The 17,192-nt window shown below is 65.0% G+C and carries 14 protein-coding genes; 6 read left to right on the top strand and 8 right to left on the bottom strand.

The genetic code is table 11. The features are described 5' to 3' along the window. Positions 1–69 precede the first annotated feature (69 nt). From serS to ACV22V_RS21700, 4 genes are all read right to left on the bottom strand, one after another. Positions 70–1,371: a serine--tRNA ligase gene (gene serS, locus ACV22V_RS21715; protein ID WP_059820211.1), complete on the bottom strand. Its 1,302-nt coding sequence runs from the start codon at positions 1,369–1,371 to the stop codon at positions 70–72. A 235-nt stretch (positions 1,372–1,606) separates the two neighbouring features. Beyond that, complete coding sequence (locus ACV22V_RS21710; protein ID WP_014897797.1) at positions 1,607–2,917, bottom strand: replication-associated recombination protein A; 1,311 nt, start codon at positions 2,915–2,917, stop codon at positions 1,607–1,609. 186 nt (positions 2,918–3,103) lie between these two features. After that, entirely contained in the window at positions 3,104–3,793 is a 690-nt protein-coding gene (gene lolA, locus ACV22V_RS21705; RefSeq protein ID WP_059530168.1) for an outer membrane lipoprotein chaperone LolA, read from the bottom strand. Positions 3,794–3,839: 46 nt separating this feature from the next. Next, a complete protein-coding gene (locus ACV22V_RS21700) occupies positions 3,840–6,149 on the bottom strand; it encodes a DNA translocase FtsK (protein WP_059530170.1) in 2,310 nt (769 codons plus the stop codon). A 286-nt stretch (positions 6,150–6,435) separates the two neighbouring features. Between ACV22V_RS21700 and trxB the strand changes: the two genes are divergently transcribed. From trxB to ACV22V_RS21675, 5 genes are all read left to right on the top strand, one after another. Then, a complete protein-coding gene (trxB, locus tag ACV22V_RS21695; protein WP_059530173.1) occupies positions 6,436–7,398 on the top strand; it encodes a thioredoxin-disulfide reductase in 963 nt (320 codons plus the stop codon). Positions 7,399–7,533: 135 nt separating this feature from the next. Further along, positions 7,534–8,313 (top strand): Smr/MutS family protein, encoded by a 780-nt coding sequence (locus ACV22V_RS21690; protein ID WP_448015529.1) that lies wholly within the window; start codon positions 7,534–7,536, stop codon positions 8,311–8,313. Continuing rightward, complete coding sequence (locus ACV22V_RS21685; protein WP_059530178.1) at positions 8,300–8,923, top strand: trimeric intracellular cation channel family protein; 624 nt, start codon at positions 8,300–8,302, stop codon at positions 8,921–8,923. Before ACV22V_RS21690 ends, ACV22V_RS21685 begins: the two co-directional genes overlap by 14 nt. A 168-nt stretch (positions 8,924–9,091) precedes the next feature. Further along, positions 9,092–9,661 carry a hypothetical protein gene (locus ACV22V_RS21680; RefSeq protein WP_448015528.1) on the top strand — a complete coding sequence of 190 codons (570 nt, stop codon included), beginning with the start codon at positions 9,092–9,094 and terminating at the stop codon, positions 9,659–9,661. Between the two features lie 2 nt (positions 9,662–9,663). Continuing rightward, the gene (locus ACV22V_RS21675) at positions 9,664–10,488 is read left to right on the top strand and encodes a hypothetical protein (protein WP_448015527.1); all 825 of its coding nucleotides are present in this window, start codon (positions 9,664–9,666) and stop codon (positions 10,486–10,488) included. Positions 10,489–10,846: 358 nt separating this feature from the next. Here the strand turns inward: ACV22V_RS21675 and ACV22V_RS21670 are convergent, their stop codons facing one another. The 4 genes from ACV22V_RS21670 to ACV22V_RS21655 all read right to left on the bottom strand — a co-directional run bounded on the left by ACV22V_RS21670 (position 10,847) and on the right by ACV22V_RS21655 (position 15,249). Further along, positions 10,847–11,965, bottom strand: coding sequence for an ABC transporter ATP-binding protein (locus ACV22V_RS21670; protein ID WP_059530181.1), 1,119 nt, complete (start codon positions 11,963–11,965; stop codon positions 10,847–10,849). Positions 11,966–12,077: 112 nt separating this feature from the next. Then, positions 12,078–12,935, bottom strand: coding sequence for a carbohydrate ABC transporter permease (locus ACV22V_RS21665; protein ID WP_059448153.1), 858 nt, complete (start codon positions 12,933–12,935; stop codon positions 12,078–12,080). Continuing rightward, positions 12,925–13,863, bottom strand: a complete 939-nt coding sequence (locus ACV22V_RS21660; RefSeq protein ID WP_059509685.1) for a carbohydrate ABC transporter permease — start codon at positions 13,861–13,863, stop codon at positions 12,925–12,927. Before ACV22V_RS21660 ends, ACV22V_RS21665 begins: the two co-directional genes overlap by 11 nt. Before the next feature lie 138 nt (positions 13,864–14,001). After that, entirely contained in the window at positions 14,002–15,249 is a 1,248-nt protein-coding gene (locus ACV22V_RS21655; protein WP_059530186.1) for an ABC transporter substrate-binding protein, read from the bottom strand. A gap of 431 nt (positions 15,250–15,680) precedes the next feature. On the opposite strand from ACV22V_RS21655, the gene zwf reads away from it, so the two are divergent. Next, positions 15,681–17,150, top strand: coding sequence for a glucose-6-phosphate dehydrogenase (gene zwf, locus ACV22V_RS21650; protein ID WP_059530188.1), 1,470 nt, complete (start codon positions 15,681–15,683; stop codon positions 17,148–17,150). Positions 17,151–17,192 lie beyond the last annotated feature (42 nt).

The raw sequence follows: 17,192 nt of genomic DNA, 5'->3' as shown, positions 1-17,192 counted from the left end.
CTTTGAATCTCACAAGCCCTTTTTGCAAATTTTTTTGCGGGGCCTTCGAAGACCGATCGCGGAGCAATCTCACGACGCCTGCGCAGGCGCTTCGATTCGCTCCATGCCGCCCATGTACGGACGCAGTGCCTCCGGCACCGTGACCGAACCGTCGGCATTCTGGTAGTTCTCCAGCACGGCCACGAGCGTGCGGCCGACCGCGAGGCCGGAACCGTTCAGCGTATGCACGAGTTCCGGCTTGCCCTGCGCGTTGCGGAAACGTGCCTGCATGCGGCGCGCCTGGAATGCCTCGGTGTTCGAGCAGCTCGAGATCTCGCGATAGGTGTTCTGCGCGGGCAGCCACACTTCGAGGTCGAACGTCTTCGCGGCCGAAAAGCCCATGTCGCCCGTGCAAAGCGTGATCACGCGGTACGGCAGGCCGAGCTTCTGCAGGATCGCTTCCGCGTGGCCGACCATCTCGTCGAGTGCCGCGTACGAAGCGTCCGGCGCGACGACCTGCACCATCTCGACCTTGTCGAACTGGTGCTGGCGGATCATGCCGCGCGTGTCGCGGCCGTACGAACCGGCTTCCGAACGGAAGCACGGCGAATGCGCGGTCAGCTTGATCGGCAGCGCGGCGCCTTCGACGATCGATTCGCGCACGGTGTTCGTCAGCGAAATCTCGGACGTGGAGATCAGGTACTGCGTGATCGTGTTTTCGGCGCCGCCCTTCTCGACGCGGAACATGTCGTCGGCGAACTTCGGCAGCTGGCCGGTGCCGTAAAGGATTTCGGGGTTCACGATGTACGGCGTGTACGTCTCGCTGTAGCCATGCTGCAGCGTGTGCGTGTCGATCATGAACTGGGCGAGCGCGCGGTGCAGGCGTGCGATCGAGCCGCGCAGCATCGTGAAGCGCGCACCGGCGAGCTTCGCGCCGGTTTCGAAATCGAGGCCGAGCGGCGTGCCGACGTCGACGTGATCCTTCACCGCGAAGTCGAACTCGCGCGGCGTGCCCCAGCGGCGCACCTCGACGTTGTCGGCCTCGTCCTTGCCGACCGGCACGCTTTCGTGCGCGATGTTCGGCATGCCCAGCATCAGGTCGGACAGGCGCGTCTGGATCTCGCCGAGCTTGGCCTCCGACGCCTTCATCTCGTCGCCGATCCCGCCGACTTCGGCCATGACGGCCGACGTGTCCTCGCCCTTCCCCTTCATCGCGCCGATCTGCTTCGACAGGCTGTTGCGGCGTGCCTGGAGCTCTTCGGTACGGGTCTGGATCGCACGGCGTTCCGCTTCGAGTGCGGAGAACGCGGCGACGTCGAGGGTGTAGCCGCGATCGGCGAGGCGCTTCGCGACGCCGTCGAGGTCTTTGCGCAGCAACTGGATGTCGAGCATGGGAGGACTTGGAAAATCGTTGTGTAAGACGGGAATTCTAACGCACCGCGGGGCCGCCACGGCATTGGCCGGATGGACAGTGCCGCAAACGCGTGACGGGCGTGGGAATATCGCAATCCCGGCTGCGCGTCGGCCGCCGGCGAAACGCGTCGCGCGGCGCCGCTGCTCGGCGTGGGACAGCAGCGCCGGTCAGGGCCCCGCAAGCGCTGATCCGATCCAAGCCGCGCGCGGCCGGTCAGTCCTTCTTGCCGGCCTCGCGGTCGAGTTCGCGCAGCCACGCGAGCTTGTCGGCGATCTTCGATTCGAGCCCGCGCGGCACCGGCTTGTACCAGCGCGGCTCGCGCATCCCCTCCGGCAGGTACGACTCGCCGGCCGCGTAGGCATTCGGCTCGTCGTGCGCGTAGCGATACGCGTGACCGTAGCCGAGTTCCTTCATCAGCTTGGTCGGCGCATTGCGCAGATGCACGGGGACCTCGCGCGACTTGTCCTGCTTCACGAACGCCATCGCCTGGTTGAACGCGTTGTAGCCCGCGTTGCTCTTCGCCGCGCACGCGAGATAGATCACCGCCTGCCCGAGCGCCAGCTCGCCTTCCGGCGAGCCGAGCCGCTCGTAGGTCTCGGCCGCGTCGTTCGCCACCTGCAGCGCGCGCGGGTCGGCCAGGCCGATGTCTTCCCACGCCATCCGCACGATCCGGCGCGCGAGATATTTCGGATCCGCGCCGCCGTCGATCATCCGGCAGAACCAGTACAGCGCGCCGTCCGGGCTCGAACCGCGCACCGACTTGTGCAGCGCCGAGATCTGGTCGTAGAAGTTGTCGCCGCCCTTGTCGAAGCGCCGCGCGTTCAGCGTCATCGCGCTGCTGACGAAATCGGCATCGATGGTCGTGACCCTGGCGGACGATGCGGCCGTCTGCGCCTGCTCGAGCAGGTTCAGGAAGCGCCGCGCGTCGCCGTCGGCATAACCGATCAGCGTATCGATCGCCTTGTCGTCGAACGCGAGGCCGTCGAGCGCGATTTCCTGCGCGCGCTTGAGGAGCTGGCGCATCTCGTCGTCGTTCAGCGACTGCAGCACGTACACCTGCGCCCGCGACAGCAGCGCCGAGTTGACTTCGAAGCTCGGGTTCTCGGTCGTCGCTCCGATGAAGGTCACGAGCCCCGACTCGACGAACGGCAGCAGCGCGTCCTGCTGCCCCTTGTTGAAACGGTGGATTTCGTCGACGAACAGGATCGTGTGGCGGCCGGTGCGGTTCAGCGTGTCCTTCGCCTGCTCCATCGACTCGCGGATGTCCTTCACGCCGCCGAGCACCGCGGACAGCGCGATGAACTCGCAGTCGAACGCGAGCGCGGTAAGGCGCGCGAGCGTCGTCTTGCCGACGCCGGGCGGCCCCCACAGGATCATCGAATGCGGCTTGCCGGATTCGAACGCGAGCCGCAGCGGCTTGCCTTCTCCCAGCAGATGCGTCTGGCCGATCACCTCGGCGAGCGTCTTCGGCCGCAGCGCCTCGGCGAGCGGCCGGCGCGGCTCGACTTGAAACAGGTCGGACATGAACCCTCGCTCCAGATCAAACGATGGCGGCCGAACGGGCCGCCGGACCCGACATTATGACAGCCGCACGACGGCGCCGCCGGGCCGGTGCCCGCGCCCGGTGCCCGCGCCCAGTGCCCGCGCCCCAAAACAACACGGGCCTGCCGTCGCCGGCAGGCCCGTGTCGGGAAAATGGTGCGGTGCCGATCAGCCGTTGATCACGTCCGCGCCCTTCGGCACGACGAACTTGAACGCATCGCTCTTCAGCGGCGGGTTCGTCTGGATGTTCGTGAAAGTGAGCAGCGTGACGTTGCCGAACACGTCGTGCAGTTCCATCGCGGCGAGCGTGCCGTTGCGGAAACCGATGCCGATCCGCTGGAACTGCGTGTCCTGCGCCTTCGGCAGCATCTCCAGCCACTCGATGCCGCCCTTCTCGCCGGCGTCGCGCAGCGTGTAGTTCTTGTCGAGATCGTTGCTGCCGAACAGGATCGCGGCCGGGCTCGCGCCCAACGCGCCGTTCAGCTTGCGCTCGGTGACCTGGTTCAGGTCGCGGTCGTACACGTAGAGCTTGTCGCCGTCGGCCTGCAGCACCTGCTGGTACGGCTTCTGGTACGTCCAGATGAACTTGCCCGGACGCGAGAACACAAACGTGCCGCTCGAGTTGTCGTTCGGCTTCGGCGCGGCCTGTGCGGCGCTCGCGCCCTTGGCCGGCGCCTTGACGATCTGCTGCGTGAAATCGCCCTTCGCCGATCGCACCTGCGACACGAAGGCCTTCAGTTGCTCGGTGCCGCCCGCGAACGCGTGCGTCGCCGCGAGCATCAGCGATGCGCCGGCGAACGCCGCGCCGAGCCAGCGCCGCGTCGAACGAAGGGAAGGGACGAACGAAAGTTGCTGCATGTTGCGGTTTTCTCCCTGGGTGGCCGGCGCTGCGGGCGCCGCGGACTCATTCCGCGTCGCGCGCCGGCACAAGAATTTCGCGGTTGCCGCTCGACGACATCGCCGACACGAGCCCCGACTGTTCCATCTGTTCGAGCAGCCGCGCCGCGCGGTTGTAGCCGATCCGCAAATGGCGCTGCACGAGCGAAATCGACGCGCGGCGGTTCTTGATGACGATCTCGACCGCCTGGTCGTACAACGGATCAGACTCGCCGCCGCCTTCGCCGGTTCCCGCGCCGGCCGAACCCTCGTCGCCGTCGACGGTGCCGCCCTCGAGCAGCCCTTCGACGTAGTTCGGCTCGCCCTGCTCCTTGAGCTTGTCGACGACGCGATGCACTTCGTCGTCGGCGACGAACGCGCCGTGCACGCGCACCGGCAGCCCGGTGCCCGGCGGCAGGTACAGCATGTCGCCCATCCCGAGCAGCGATTCGGCGCCCATCTGGTCGAGAATCGTGCGCGAGTCGATCTTCGACGACACCTGGAACGCGATCCGCGTCGGCACGTTCGCCTTGATCAGGCCGGTGATCACGTCGACGGACGGACGCTGCGTCGCGAGGATCAGGTGGATGCCGGCCGCGCGCGCCTTCTGCGCGATCCGCGCGATCAGCTCCTCGACCTTCTTGCCGACGACCATCATCAAGTCGGCCAGCTCGTCGATCACGACGACGATGTTCGGCAGGCGGCCGAGCGGTTCGGGATCGTCCGGCGTCAGGCTGAACGGATTCGGGATCTTTTCCTCGCGCTTCGCCGCTTCGTCGATCTTGTTGTTGTAGCCCGCCAGGTTGCGCACGCCGAGCTTGCTCATCAGCTTGTAGCGGCGCTCCATCTCCGCGACGGTCCAGTTCAGCGCATGGCCGGCCTGGCGCATGTCGGTGACGACCGGGCACAGCAGGTGCGGAATGCCTTCGTAGACGCTCATTTCGAGCATCTTCGGATCGATCAGGATCAGACGCACCTGCTCCGCGGTGGCCTTGTAGAGCAGCGACAGGATCATCGCGTTGATCCCGACCGACTTGCCCGAACCCGTCGTGCCGGCGACCAGCAAGTGCGGCATCTTCGCAAGATCCGCGCACACCGGCTTGCCGCCGATGTCCTTGCCGAGGCTCAGCGTCAGCGCCGACGACGCGGCCGCATAGACTTCCGAGCCGATGATCTCGGACAGGTGGACCGTCTGGCGGCGCTGGTTCGGCAGCTCGAGCGCCATGTAGTTCTTGCCCGGGATCGTCTCGACCACGCGGATCGACACGAGCGACAGCGAACGCGCGAGATCCTTCGCGAGATTGACGATCTGGCTGCCCTTCACGCCGGTGGCCGGCTCGATCTCGTAGCGCGTGACGACCGGGCCCGGATACGCGGCGACGACGCTCGCCTCGACACCGAAGTCCTTCAGCTTCTTCTCGATCAGGCGCGACGTGAATTCGAGCGTATCGGCCGAAATCGCTTCCTGCGTCTTCGGCGCGGGATCAAGCAGCGACACCGGCGGCAGCGTCGAATCGCCCGGCAGGTCGGTGAACAGCGGCACCTGGCGCTCGCGCTCGACGCGCTCGGACTTCGCCGGCGTGACGACCGGCGGCACGATCGTCACGGGCTCGTGATCCTCGATACGCACGCGCTCCTCTTCGACCTTCCCTTCGCGGCGCACGGCCGCGGCCTCGCCGAGCTTGCGGTCGCGTTCGGCCTCGCGGCGCAGCTTCGCGACGTTGACGGCGGACAGGATCGCGCCGCCGACGCGCTCGGCGACCGACAGCCACGAGAAGCGGAAATACAGCGACAGGCCGATCGCGAGCAGGATCAGGAGCAGCAGCGTGCCGCCGGTGAAGCCGAACGCATGCGACATCGCACCCGCGACGGCCTCGCCGATCACGCCGCCCGGCGCGCGCGGCAGCTGCACCTTCAGCGACCACATCCGCAGCGCCTCGATGCCGTCGCACGCCAGCACGACGAGCACGAACGCGAAGATCTCGGTGAGCCAGCCGATCGGCCGCTCCGGTTCGTCGGCGACCGCCTCGTGACGCGTGATGCGCCGGTAGTTGACCGCGATGCGCCGCCCGAGCGGCACGATCAGCCAGTAGGCCGACAGGCCGAACAGCAGCAGGATGATGTCGGCCGTCCATGCGCCGACGCGACCGGCCCAGTTCGAGATGTGGTCCACCTGCGCGGCGTGCGTCCAGCTCGGATCGCGCCGGCTGTAGCTCAACAGGGCCATCACCAGAAAAGCGCAGAGCGCGACCTGGAGAATCCAGCGGATCTCCGTGAGGAGCTTCGACATCCGGTGCGGCAACGCCTGTGCCTGGGCGGAATAAGGAGCTTTTGCCATGAATCCGTATAAAGAGGACGGGCCGCGCGCCCGCCTGTCGTTCGATCGCGCTTATTGTAAACGCTGCATCGGGGCGTCAAGTGTAAATGACGGTTACATAAGAGGGCCGGGCGCCGAAGCGACCGCCGGGCAATGCTATCGCCACGATTGAAACTCTCGTTCGGCAGCGCAGCAACGGGGCCTTTATAATGCGCGTCTGATACCCATCTATGACGGCATCCCGGTCAACCCGGATCGTACGGCGGGCCTACCCCGCCCGCCGCGGCCGCCTTTTACGGATTCGCACATGTCCACGCCCAAACACGCCAAAGTCCTGATTCTCGGTTCCGGCCCCGCCGGCTACACGGCTGCCGTCTACGCGGCACGCGCCAACCTGTCCCCGGTGCTGATCACCGGCATCGCGCAGGGCGGCCAGCTGATGACCACGACCGACGTCGAAAACTGGCCGGCGGACGCGAAGGGCGTGCAAGGCCCGGAACTGATGGCGCGCTTCCAGGAGCACGCCGAGCGTTTCAACACCGAAATCGTATTCGATCACATCCACACCGCGAAACTGCACGAAAAGCCGATCCGGCTGATCGGCGACTCCGGCGAATACACGTGCGACTCGCTGATCATCGCGACCGGCGCATCCGCGCAGTATCTCGGCCTGGCTTCCGAGGAAGCATTCATGGGCAAGGGCGTGTCGGCCTGCGCGACCTGCGACGGCTTCTTCTATCGCAACCAGGAAGTCGCGGTGATCGGCGGCGGCAACACGGCCGTCGAGGAAGCGCTCTACCTGACGGGCATCGCGAAGAAGGTCACGGTGATCCACCGCCGCGACAAGTTCCGCGCCGAGCCGATCCTGATCGACCGTCTGCTGGAGAAGGAAAAGGAAGGCGTCGTCGACATCAAGTGGGATCACGTGCTCGACGAGGTGACGGGCGAGGAATCGGGCGTCACGGGCCTGCGCATCAAGAACGTGAAGACCGGCGAGAAGCAGGACCTCAGCGTGCAGGGCGTGTTCGTCGCGATCGGCCACAAGCCGAATACCGACCTGTTCCAGGGCCAGCTCGAGATGAAGGACGGCTACATCCTGACGAAGAGCGGCCTGCAAGGCAATGCGACGTCGACCAGCGTGCCGGGCGTGTTCGCCGCCGGCGATGTGCAGGACAACGTGTATCGCCAGGCGATCACGAGCGCCGGCACGGGCTGCATGGCCGCGCTCGACGCGCAGCGCTACCTCGAAAGCCTGCACGACAAGAAGTAAGCGTCAGGCCTTCGCGCGCCGGGCGCTACAATGGCGTCCGCTGCCGCGAAGCGGGCTCGACCGGAAAGCCGCTGCCGCCGTGCAGCGGCTTTTTTGTGCCCGCGCGTCCGAACGCGCCTGCCCGGTTACCGAATCATGGCAAAGAACCAGCCCCATCCGAGCGATCCCGCGAAGCGGCAGATCGCCGCCCGTCCGTCGAACCCCGCGCCCGCCGCGCCGCCGCCCGCGCCCGACGCAGCCACGCTGCGCGGCCAGGGTCTGGCCGGCCTCGGCGCGTTGCGCAAGTCGCTGCAAGGCGAAGCCGACCGCCGCGAGCGCACCCGCGTCGAAACCGCGAAGGCCGCCCGGCAGGCCGAGGCCGACGCGAACCTGTTCCGCAACGAAATCGGCGCGATCCAGCCGCTGAACGCGCCGCCGCGCGCGAAGTCCGGCCGCACGCCGCCCGACCCGGTGCCGAAGCAGACTCGGCGCGACGAGGAAGACGTGCTGAATGCGACGCTGTCCGACGAATTCGATCCCGAGACGCTGCTCGACAGCGACGAATCGCTGTACTACCACCGCCCCGGCATCAGCCGCGACGTCGTGCGCAAGCTGAGGAGCGGCGCATGGATCGTGCAGGCGCAGCTCGACCTGCACGGGATGCGGCGCGACGAAGCGCGCGACGCGCTCGCGGAATTCATCCGCGAGGCCGGCAAGAAGGGACTGCGGTGCCTGCGCGTGATTCACGGCAAGGGGCTCGGCTCGATCGGCAAGGAACCCGTGCTGAAGGGCAAGGTGCGCGCGTGGCTCGTGCAGAAGGAGGAAGTGATCGCGTTCTGCGAGGCGCGCAGCCACGACGGCGGCGCGGGCGCGGTGCTCGTGCTGCTGCAGCCGCTCGCGGCGCCCGCCGATCGGGGGCCGCGTGCCGCATCCTAGGCTGACGCTCGCGATCGCGGTACTGGAAGCGATCGCGACGCTGGCGTTCGCGATCTCGGGTTTCATCGAGGCACGCAAGAACCGGCTCGACTCGGTCGGCACGTTCGTCGTCGCGCTCGCCACCGCGTTCGGCGGCGGCACGCTGCGCGACATCCTGCTCGAGCGCCGGCCGTTCTACTGGGTCGTGCACGACGACTACGTGATCGCGATCTTCGTGCTCGCGCTGTTCGCGCCGTTCGTGCTGCGGATGCTGTCGCGGCTGTCGGCCGAGCGGCTGCTGCTGGTGGCCGACGCGATCGGGCTCGGCATCTTCAGCATCTCCGGCACCGCGATCGCGCTCGATGCCGAGATGCCGCGCTTCATCGCGGTGATGATGGGCGTGATCACGGGCGTGGTGGGCGGGATCATCCGCGACGTGTTGTGCAACGACATCCCGCTGATCCTGCGCGATTCGCGGCCGTACGCGACCTGCGCGTTCATCGGCTGCTGGTTCTACCTGCTGCTCGCGTGGCTTCAGTTCGATTCGGTGTACAGCGTGCTGCTCGCGACCGGCTTCATCCTCGTCGCGCGGCTCGCGACGTTCAAGTTCGACGTGCGGTTGCCGCACTGAATTCAAGCATCGCTTGAAACACAAGGGATGGTTGGAACACCTCCTTGTTGTTGCACGCCATTGATTCGAAACCGAGCGATTTATCAGACACAGTTTTTTGCATTCCCATTTCAATACTCAGTACTCCATGCTACGTTCTGCTCGACAAGTGCAAACGAGTGACACGGCATGACCATTTTTTTTGCGGTAGTTGAAGACGATCCGCTGGACAGCGGCGGCTACGTACTGGACGGAGGTAAATGTGGAACGATCGTGGGAGAAGACGGCAAGCGTCGGAAAATCACATTCGTCGGACAACGCGCGTGGTGCAGCAGTTGTGAAAGCTTCGGAACGATTGAAGCAGCGCCCGGCGCCCCGAACAAGAAGCGAATGCGTGACTTCACTTCCGCAGGGAGAGTTCAAGCCTTGAGCGGCGATTGGGTCCGATGTCGCTGCGATCGCTCTCCTCGCATCATTTCCCGATATGGACGCAAATGGAAAATTGACACTCGGGATTGCGATACCGGATCGGAATCTGGGCTCGCCGCAACGCAGGCGGTTACGGCAATTGCATCCTCCACCTTTGACGACCGCTTCGTCTTTCGGGACGCTGCTGGCAATCCGCTAAGCAACGTCGCTTATGCGTTACAGCGCGACACGGGAGCATTCGAATACGGCCGAACGGACGCATATGGACAAACTCACATGCTCACGTCCGCGTCGCATGCCGAAAACATCACGATCTATCTCGCGGAATAGCCATGCCGGAACACATCCACGTTTCTCCTGAAGGCAATCGGTACAAACGGATCGCGACGCGAAAAACCACGCCAACGAGCGATACGTCACCGAAACCTGTCACTGCCCGATTCAAGACATTCTGGAAAACAGTTCGTAAATGGACCGACGCTGACATCGACGAATACCACCTTGCCGCCCCGCAACTGGCGAGGCAACTCCAAACGGAAATGTACTGGGATCGCAACGGCAGCGCGCGCGTGAATCAATTTACGTGTGAAGATTTCGCGTTGCGGCTGCTTATCCAGTTTGCCGCATTGCAAGGATTGCCCCTGAAGCTGACAACCGGCGTACGAAGTTATCGGAACATGGAAATCTACGGTGAATCCGAGCACCAGCGATACGATTCGACGATGTACGGTTTCGCCGATATGGTGTCGTTGACCTTCGGCGCACCAGACATGCAACGCACGGATTCAAATACCTCGCGACTTCAGACACCGGAGTCGCTCCTGCCCGGGGATATGCTTGTACAGGCCAATGATCGCGCAGGTATCGGACATCATGTCCAATTGGTCACAAGTTCTTCACCTTCGTCCATTTCGATCATGCAGGGCAATTCGAGCGGCGTAATCGTACGCCCGTTCACGACGATCATGCGGATCTTCGGCCGGAACCGTGCGGACCCCCAAAGTGCCAACTACGCAGGCATGGGGGTCGAAAACGGACACTACACGCCCAGTGAAGACGGGTGGGACTACAGAAACGAGACAACTGGCGCCGAAGTCAAAGATTTCCTGAAGCAGTTCCAACTGTATCGCTGGAATTTCGCTGCATTCAATCGGTAAGCCGTGGAGCAAAGATGCTTGCGCTATTTTCGATAGTCGCAGATAGCGACCTGTTCGGCGCACTCGCGACAGTTTGTCTGATCGTCGCAGTGGCCGGCCTTTTTTCCACCATACGCCGCTCGAGGTTTTATTTTCCGACCGTCTTCGCGTGCCTTCTGTTCATGCCGGTACTGCATGCGATCGGTTCGTATTTTTTGTCACTGCCCAGTCCATGACTGCCGCCCGCCGGCCACTATGCGGCGGGCTGAAGATGACCTCTGCACTGAATTCAAGAACATCTCGTGAGACGGGGCGATCGACGGGCATCCGAATCGAATACGATCCGGATCGCGTCGTCGATGCCTCGAATCCGTTCGCCTCACGCGATCCGCTCTTCCGACGCCGGATCGAACAGCACCGCCTTCGACACGTCGAACAGCAGCGACTGCGTCTGCCCCGGCTGCGGATTCGCGGCCGGATGCACGCGGCTCACGATCCGCTTGCCGTTGACCTGCGCGAACACGTGCGTGTCCGGCCCGGTCGGCTCCGTCACGTCGACGCGCACGTCGATCGGCTGCAGCTGCGACGTCTCGCCGTGGTGTGCGTTGCGCACGTCGGTGATGCGCTCCGGGCGCAGGCCGAGGATCACCTCGCGGCCGACGTGGCCGTTCATCCGCTTCGCGTCGAACGGCAGGTTCAGCGCGCCACGCGCGAGGCCCGTGTCGATCTCGAGCGCGATCCCGCTGCCCTGCTCGACCAGCTTGCCGTTGATGAAGTTCATCGGCGGCGCGCCGATGAAGCCCGCGACGAACAGATTCGACGGCGAATCGTAGATTTCCTGCGGCGCGCCGAACTGCTGGACCACACCGTCCTTCATCACCGCGATCCGGTCGCCGAGCGTCATCGCCTCGATCTGGTCGTGCGTCACGTAGACGATCGTCGTGCCGAGGCGCTGATGCAGCAGCTTGATTTCCGCGCGCATCTCGATGCGCAGCTTCGCGTCGAGGTTCGACAGCGGTTCGTCGAACAGGAACAGCGACGGATCGCGCGCGAGCGCACGGCCCATCGCGACACGCTGGCGCTGGCCGCCCGACAGCTGGCCCGGCTTGCGGTCGAGCAGATGCTGGATCTGCAGCATCGCCGACACGCGCTCGACGATCTGCTGCTGCTCGCTCTTCGGCACCTTGCGGATGTTCAGGCCGAACGAGATGTTCTCGCGCACCGTCATCGACGGATACAGCGCGTACGACTGGAACACCATCGCGATGTCGCGATCCTTCGGCGACAGGTCGTTCACGACCTTGCCGTCGATGCAGATCTCGCCGCTCGTCACGGTCTCGAGGCCGGCGATCATGTTGAGCAGCGTCGACTTCCCGCAGCCCGACCCGCCGACCAGGATCAGGAACTGTCCGTCCTCGATCTCGATGTCGACACCCTTCAGGACCGGCACCCCGTTCGGGTAGGTCTTGTACACGTCACGGATGGAAAGGCTTGCCATGCTGTGAATCCTCTGTCTCGTCTCGCGCGGCGCACTGCGGCGCCGCGTCGGGTTCGTTTCGATGCGCCGCGCGTCGTGCGCGGCCGGTTCGTCGTATCGGATGAATCCGCGCTTACCCCTTCACCGCGCCCGCCGTCAGCCCGCGCACGAAGTAGCGGCCGGCGACCACGTAGACGAGCAGCGTCGGCAGCGCGGCGATGATCGCGCCGGCCATGTCGACGTTGTACTCCTTCACGCCCGTCGACGTGTTGACGAGGTTGTTCAGCGCGACCGTGATCGGCATCGAGTCGACGCCGGAGAACACGATCCCGAATAGGAAGTCGTTCCAGATCTGCGTGAATTGCCAGATCAGGCACACCATGAAGATCGGCAGCGACACGGGCAGCAGGATCTTCGTGAAGATCGTGAAGAAGCCCGCGCCGTCGATGCGCGCGGCCTTCACGAGCTCGGCCGGCACGCTCACGTAGAAGTTGCGGAAGAACATCGTCGTGAACGCGATCCCGTACACGACGTGCACGAACACGAGGCCCGGAATCGTGTTGGCAAGGCCGAGCATCCCCTGCAGGCGCGCCATCGGCAGCAGGATCACCTGGAACGGAATGAAGCAGCCGACCAGCATCATCGTGAACAGCGCATCCGCGCCGCGAAAGCGCCAGTGCGTGAGCACGTAGCCGTTGAACGCGCCGATCAGCGACGAGATCAGCACGGCCGGGATCACCATCTGCAGCGAGTTCAGGAAGAACGGCTTCATGCCGTCGCAGCGCACGCCGGTACACGCGCCGCTCCACGCCTTCACCCACGGATCGACGGTCCAGTGCGTCGGCGGCGTCAGCAGGTTGCCGGTGCGCAACTGGTCGAGATCCTTGAAGGACGTCGACAGCATCACGTAGATCGGGAACAGGAAATACAGCGCGAACAGGATCAGCGCCGCATAGATCACTGCCCGGCTGATCGTCATCTTAGGCTGCATTGCGGGTGCTCCTCGATTCCATATACATCAGCGGCACCAGCACGGCGACCACGGTCGCGAGCATCATCACCGACGACGCCGCGCCGAGCCCGAGCTGGCCGCGGTTGAACGAAAACGTGTACATGAACATGGCCGGCAGCGACGACGACGTGCCGGGGCCGCCCGCCGTCAACGCGACCACCAGGTCGAAGGTCTTGATCGTGATGTGGCAGAGAATCAGCAGCACCGAGAAGAACACGGGGCGCATGCTCGGGATCACGATCTTGCGGTAGATGGTCGGCAGCGTCGCGCCGTCGACCTGCGCGGCCTTGAAGATCTCGGCGTCGACACCGCGCAACCCGGCGAGGAACAGCGCCATCACGAAGCCGGTCGACTGCCACACGGCGGCGATCACGATACAGAAGATCGCCTTGTCCGGATCGTCGAGCCAGCCGAACGAGAAGCTCGTCCAGCCCCAGTCGTGCATCACCTTCTCCAGGCCGAGGCCCGGGTTCAGGATCCACTGCCATGCGGTGCCCGTGACGATGAACGACAGCGCCATCGGATACAGGAAGATCGCGCGCAGCGCGCCTTCGTTGCGGATCCGCTGGTCGAGCAGGATCGCGAGGAACAGCCCGAGCGCGACGCAGATCGCGATGAACGGAATCCCGAACCAGCCGAGGTTCGCGGCGGAGGTCCACCACACGTCGTTCTGGAACAGGTCCGTGTAACGGCCGAAGCCGTCGAATTCGTAGTTCGGCAACAGCCGCGAGTTGGTCAGCGACAGATAGCCGGTAATCAGAATGAAGCCGTAGATGAACACCACGGCGATCGCGAGGCTCGGCGCGAGCACGAGCTTCGGGATCCAGCGATCGGCGAAGGCCGACATCGGCGACGTGCGCCGTGCGGCGGCAGCGCCGGATCCGTTTCCGCTAAGAGGGGCAGCCACTTGATTCGACTCCTGGAACGAGGGTGACGCAGGCCGGGCCGGCGCCAGGTACGGCACGGGCCCGCGGGCGAGCCCGTTTGCTGCACTTGCAAAAACGCCCGGCCGACGAAGCGTTTCCGGCCGGGCGCCTGTCGCGCTTTACTTCACCTTCGCGGCTTTCGCGAGCGCGGCGACCGCGCTCTTCGAATCCTGCTGCGAGTTCATGAACTTCGTCACGACGTCGGTGATCGCGCCGGCCGTTGCATCGCCCTGCGCCATCCCGTGTGCGAGCGACGGCACGAAGCCGCCCGACTTGATCGCGGTCTGCTCGTCGGCGTACGACTTCTTCGCGCAGTCGTCGAACTTGTCCATCTTCACGCCGAGGCGCACCGGCACCGAGCCCTTCAGCAGGCTGAACTGCTCCTGGAAGCCCGGCGTCATGATCGTCTTCGCGAGTGCGACCTGGCCCGGCGTCGCGTCCTTCTGGCCCTTCTGCTGGAAGAACACGAACGAGTCGACGTTGAACGTGTACGAATTCGCCGTACCCGGGACCGCCGCGCAGATGTAGTCCTTGCCCGCCTTCTTGCCGGCGTTCTCGAACTCGCCCTTCGCCCAGTCGCCCATGAACTGCATGCCGGCCTTGCCGTTGATGACCATCGCGGTCGCGAGGTTCCAGTCGCGGCCGTTGCGGCCGGTATCGAAGTAGCCCTGGATCTTGCGCACCGTGTCGAACACGGACAGCATCTGCGGCGACGTCAGCGTCGCCTGGTCGAGATCGACCAGCGCCTTCTTGTAGAACGCCGCACCCTGCGACAGCACGACGTCTTCCCACAGCGTCAGGTCCTGCCACGGCTGACCGCCCATCGCGACCGGCTGGATGCCCGCGGCCTTCAGCTTGTCGGCGACCGCGAAGAATTCCGGCCAGGTGGTCGGCACCTTCGCGCCGACCTTGTCGAGCGCGGCCTTGTTGATATAGAGCCAGTTCACGCGGTGCACCGAGAACGGCGCGGCGACGGTGTGGCCCTTGTACTTGATGATCTTGTCGATTTCCGGCGGCAGGTTCTGCTTCCAGTCGCCAGCGGCGGAATCGATGTTGACGAGCACGCCCTGGTCGGCCCAGTCCTGGATCAGCGGGCCCTTGATCTGCGCGGCCGACGGTGCGTCGCCGCTGATCACCTTGGTCTTCAGCGCGGTCATCGCCGCGGCGCCGGCGCCGCCCGCGACCGCGAAGTCCTTCCACACGTAGCCCTGCTTCTGCACGTCGTCCTTCAGCACGCCGACGGCCTTCGACTCGCCGCCCGAGGTCCACCAGTGCAGCACGGTTACGTTCTCGGCCGCCTGCGCCGCCACGGCGCCAGCCATCAGACCCGCGGCGCAGAGCGCGCCCATGATCGAGCGAACTTTCATTACTTATCTCCTCCAGACTGAATCAACTCGTGAAGTTCCCCGACGGGGAACCGGCTTCTTGATAAACGACGGGGAAATCGAGCCGCGGGACGCATGCAGCGTACGGGGCCGATGACCGGCCGGGCTCTTACAGAAAGCGTGAATCGAGATTCAACGGCGTGTCTCCTCTTTGTGTTTCTGGCCCGCCGCGATGCCGCGGCGCGAGCCCGGGGGCGACGGCGCGCGGACGATGCGCACCGTCAATGTCCGATAACATTCGGCACAAGGCGTTCCCGAAGGCGAAGCTCGCGCAGTTCATCGACCGCACTTCTTTTTTTCTTCACCCAGGTGCTACCCCTTGCGGCGGATTGTAGTTAAACTACAATTCAGTGTCAAAAATATTTTTATCGCACTACGGATCGCTTCCCAGCACCCCCAACCGGCGGAGACACATGCATACCGATTCCAGCTTTACCTTCGTACTTTTCGGCGGCACCGGCGACCTGTCGATGCGCAAGATCCTGCCCGCGCTGTTCGAAGCGCACCGCGGCAACATGCTCGCGGAAAGCGGCCGGATCGTTGCCGTCGCGCGGCACGAATCGGATCGGGCCGGCTATCTCGAGTGGGTCGACACGCATGTGAAGCCGCACGCGGCGAAGGCGGCCGGCAAGGCCTTCGACGACACCGCGTGGAAATCCTTCCTCGAACGCATCGAATATGTGAAGCTCGACCTCGGTCGCGCGGAGGACTACGTCGTGCTGCGCGACGCGGTCGCGCAACTTCCCGGCATCCGCGTGTTCTATCTCGCGACGGGGCCGTCGCTGTTCGTGCCGATCTGCAAGGCGCTCGCCTCGGTCGGGCTGAACGAAGGCGCGCGCATCGTGCTCGAGAAGCCGCTCGGCTACGACCTGCGCTCGTCGAACGCGATCAACGACGCGGTCGGCGAGATCTTCGCGGAAGACCAGATCTACCGGATCGACCACTACCTCGGGAAGGAGCCGGTGCAGAACCTGCTCGCGCTGCGCTTCGGCAATGCGCTGTTCGAGCCGCTGTGGCGCCGCGAATGGGTCGAGAGCATCCAGATCACGATCGCCGAGGAGCTCGGCGTCGAGGCGCGCGGCGATTTCTACGACAATACGGGCGCGCTGCGCGACATGGTGCAGAACCACCTGCTGCAGCTGCTGTCGATCGTCGCCATGGAGCCGCCGCACTCGATGGACTCCGACTCGGTGCGCGACGAAAAGCTGCGCGTGCTGCGCGCGCTGAAACCCGTCGATTCGCGCGACATCGGCAAGGTCGCGGTGCGCGGCCAGTATCATGCGGGCGTGATCAAGGGCGCGCAGGTGCCGGCCTACGCGACCGAGCCGGGCGTGAAGCCGGACAGCCCGACCGAAACCTTCGTCGCGCTGAAGGTCGAGATCGAGAACTGGCGCTGGGCCGGCGTGCCGTTCTTCCTGCGCACCGGCAAGCGTCTCGCCGATCGCGTCGCGGAGATCGTCGTCAACTTCCGGCCGGTGCCGCACTCGGCCCTCGGGCCGACCGCGCTGCGCGCCGGCTCGAACCGCCTCGTGATCCGGCTGCAGCCGAACGAGACGATTCGCCTGTACTGCCTCGCGAAGCAGCCCGGCGAAGGGATGAACCTCGCGAGCGTGCACCTCGACCTCGCATTCGACCGTTTCTTCAAGGAAGGGCAGATGGAGGCGTACCAGCGCCTCCTGCTCGACGTGATCAACGGCCGCCTCGCGCTGTTCGTGCGTCGCGACGAGCAGGAAGCCGCGTGGCGTTGGGTCGAGCCGATCCTGAACGAATGGGCCCGCTCGTTGAAGCCGCCGAAGCCGTATGCGGCAGGCACGTGGGGGCCGGCCGCGGCGAGCGCGATGCTCGCGCAGCACGGCACCTGCTGGCTCGAAGAAGAAAACTGATGCAAACCGTTGTCGTGCGCGCAAGCGCGCGGCAACGTGCCC

Source organism: Burkholderia sp. AW33-5, assembly GCF_053427615.1.
Note: the sequence above shows the minus strand (reverse complement) of the source record. Positions and strands in the feature narration are given on the sequence as shown.

What these genes read in the sequence shown, in the direction of transcription:
- ACV22V_RS21690 (WP_448015529.1), top strand. Translation starts at nt 7,534, where the DNA reads ATGGCAAAGAACCAGCCCCATCCGAGCGATCCCGCGAAGCGGCAGATC.
- ACV22V_RS21710 (WP_014897797.1), bottom strand. Translation starts at nt 2,917, where the DNA reads ATGTCCGACCTGTTTCAAGTCGAGCCGCGCCGGCCGCTCGCCGAGGCG.
- serS (WP_059820211.1), bottom strand. Translation starts at nt 1,371, where the DNA reads ATGCTCGACATCCAGTTGCTGCGCAAAGACCTCGACGGCGTCGCGAAG.
- ACV22V_RS21675 (WP_448015527.1), top strand. Translation starts at nt 9,664, where the DNA reads ATGCCGGAACACATCCACGTTTCTCCTGAAGGCAATCGGTACAAACGG.
- ACV22V_RS21670 (WP_059530181.1), bottom strand. Translation starts at nt 11,965, where the DNA reads ATGGCAAGCCTTTCCATCCGTGACGTGTACAAGACCTACCCGAACGGG.
- ACV22V_RS21680 (WP_448015528.1), top strand. Translation starts at nt 9,092, where the DNA reads ATGACCATTTTTTTTGCGGTAGTTGAAGACGATCCGCTGGACAGCGGC.
- lolA (WP_059530168.1), bottom strand. Translation starts at nt 3,793, where the DNA reads ATGCAGCAACTTTCGTTCGTCCCTTCCCTTCGTTCGACGCGGCGCTGG.
- ACV22V_RS21665 (WP_059448153.1), bottom strand. Translation starts at nt 12,935, where the DNA reads ATGCAGCCTAAGATGACGATCAGCCGGGCAGTGATCTATGCGGCGCTG.
- zwf (WP_059530188.1), top strand. Translation starts at nt 15,681, where the DNA reads ATGCATACCGATTCCAGCTTTACCTTCGTACTTTTCGGCGGCACCGGC.
- ACV22V_RS21655 (WP_059530186.1), bottom strand. Translation starts at nt 15,249, where the DNA reads ATGAAAGTTCGCTCGATCATGGGCGCGCTCTGCGCCGCGGGTCTGATG.
- ACV22V_RS21700 (WP_059530170.1), bottom strand. Translation starts at nt 6,149, where the DNA reads ATGGCAAAAGCTCCTTATTCCGCCCAGGCACAGGCGTTGCCGCACCGG.
- trxB (WP_059530173.1), top strand. Translation starts at nt 6,436, where the DNA reads ATGTCCACGCCCAAACACGCCAAAGTCCTGATTCTCGGTTCCGGCCCC.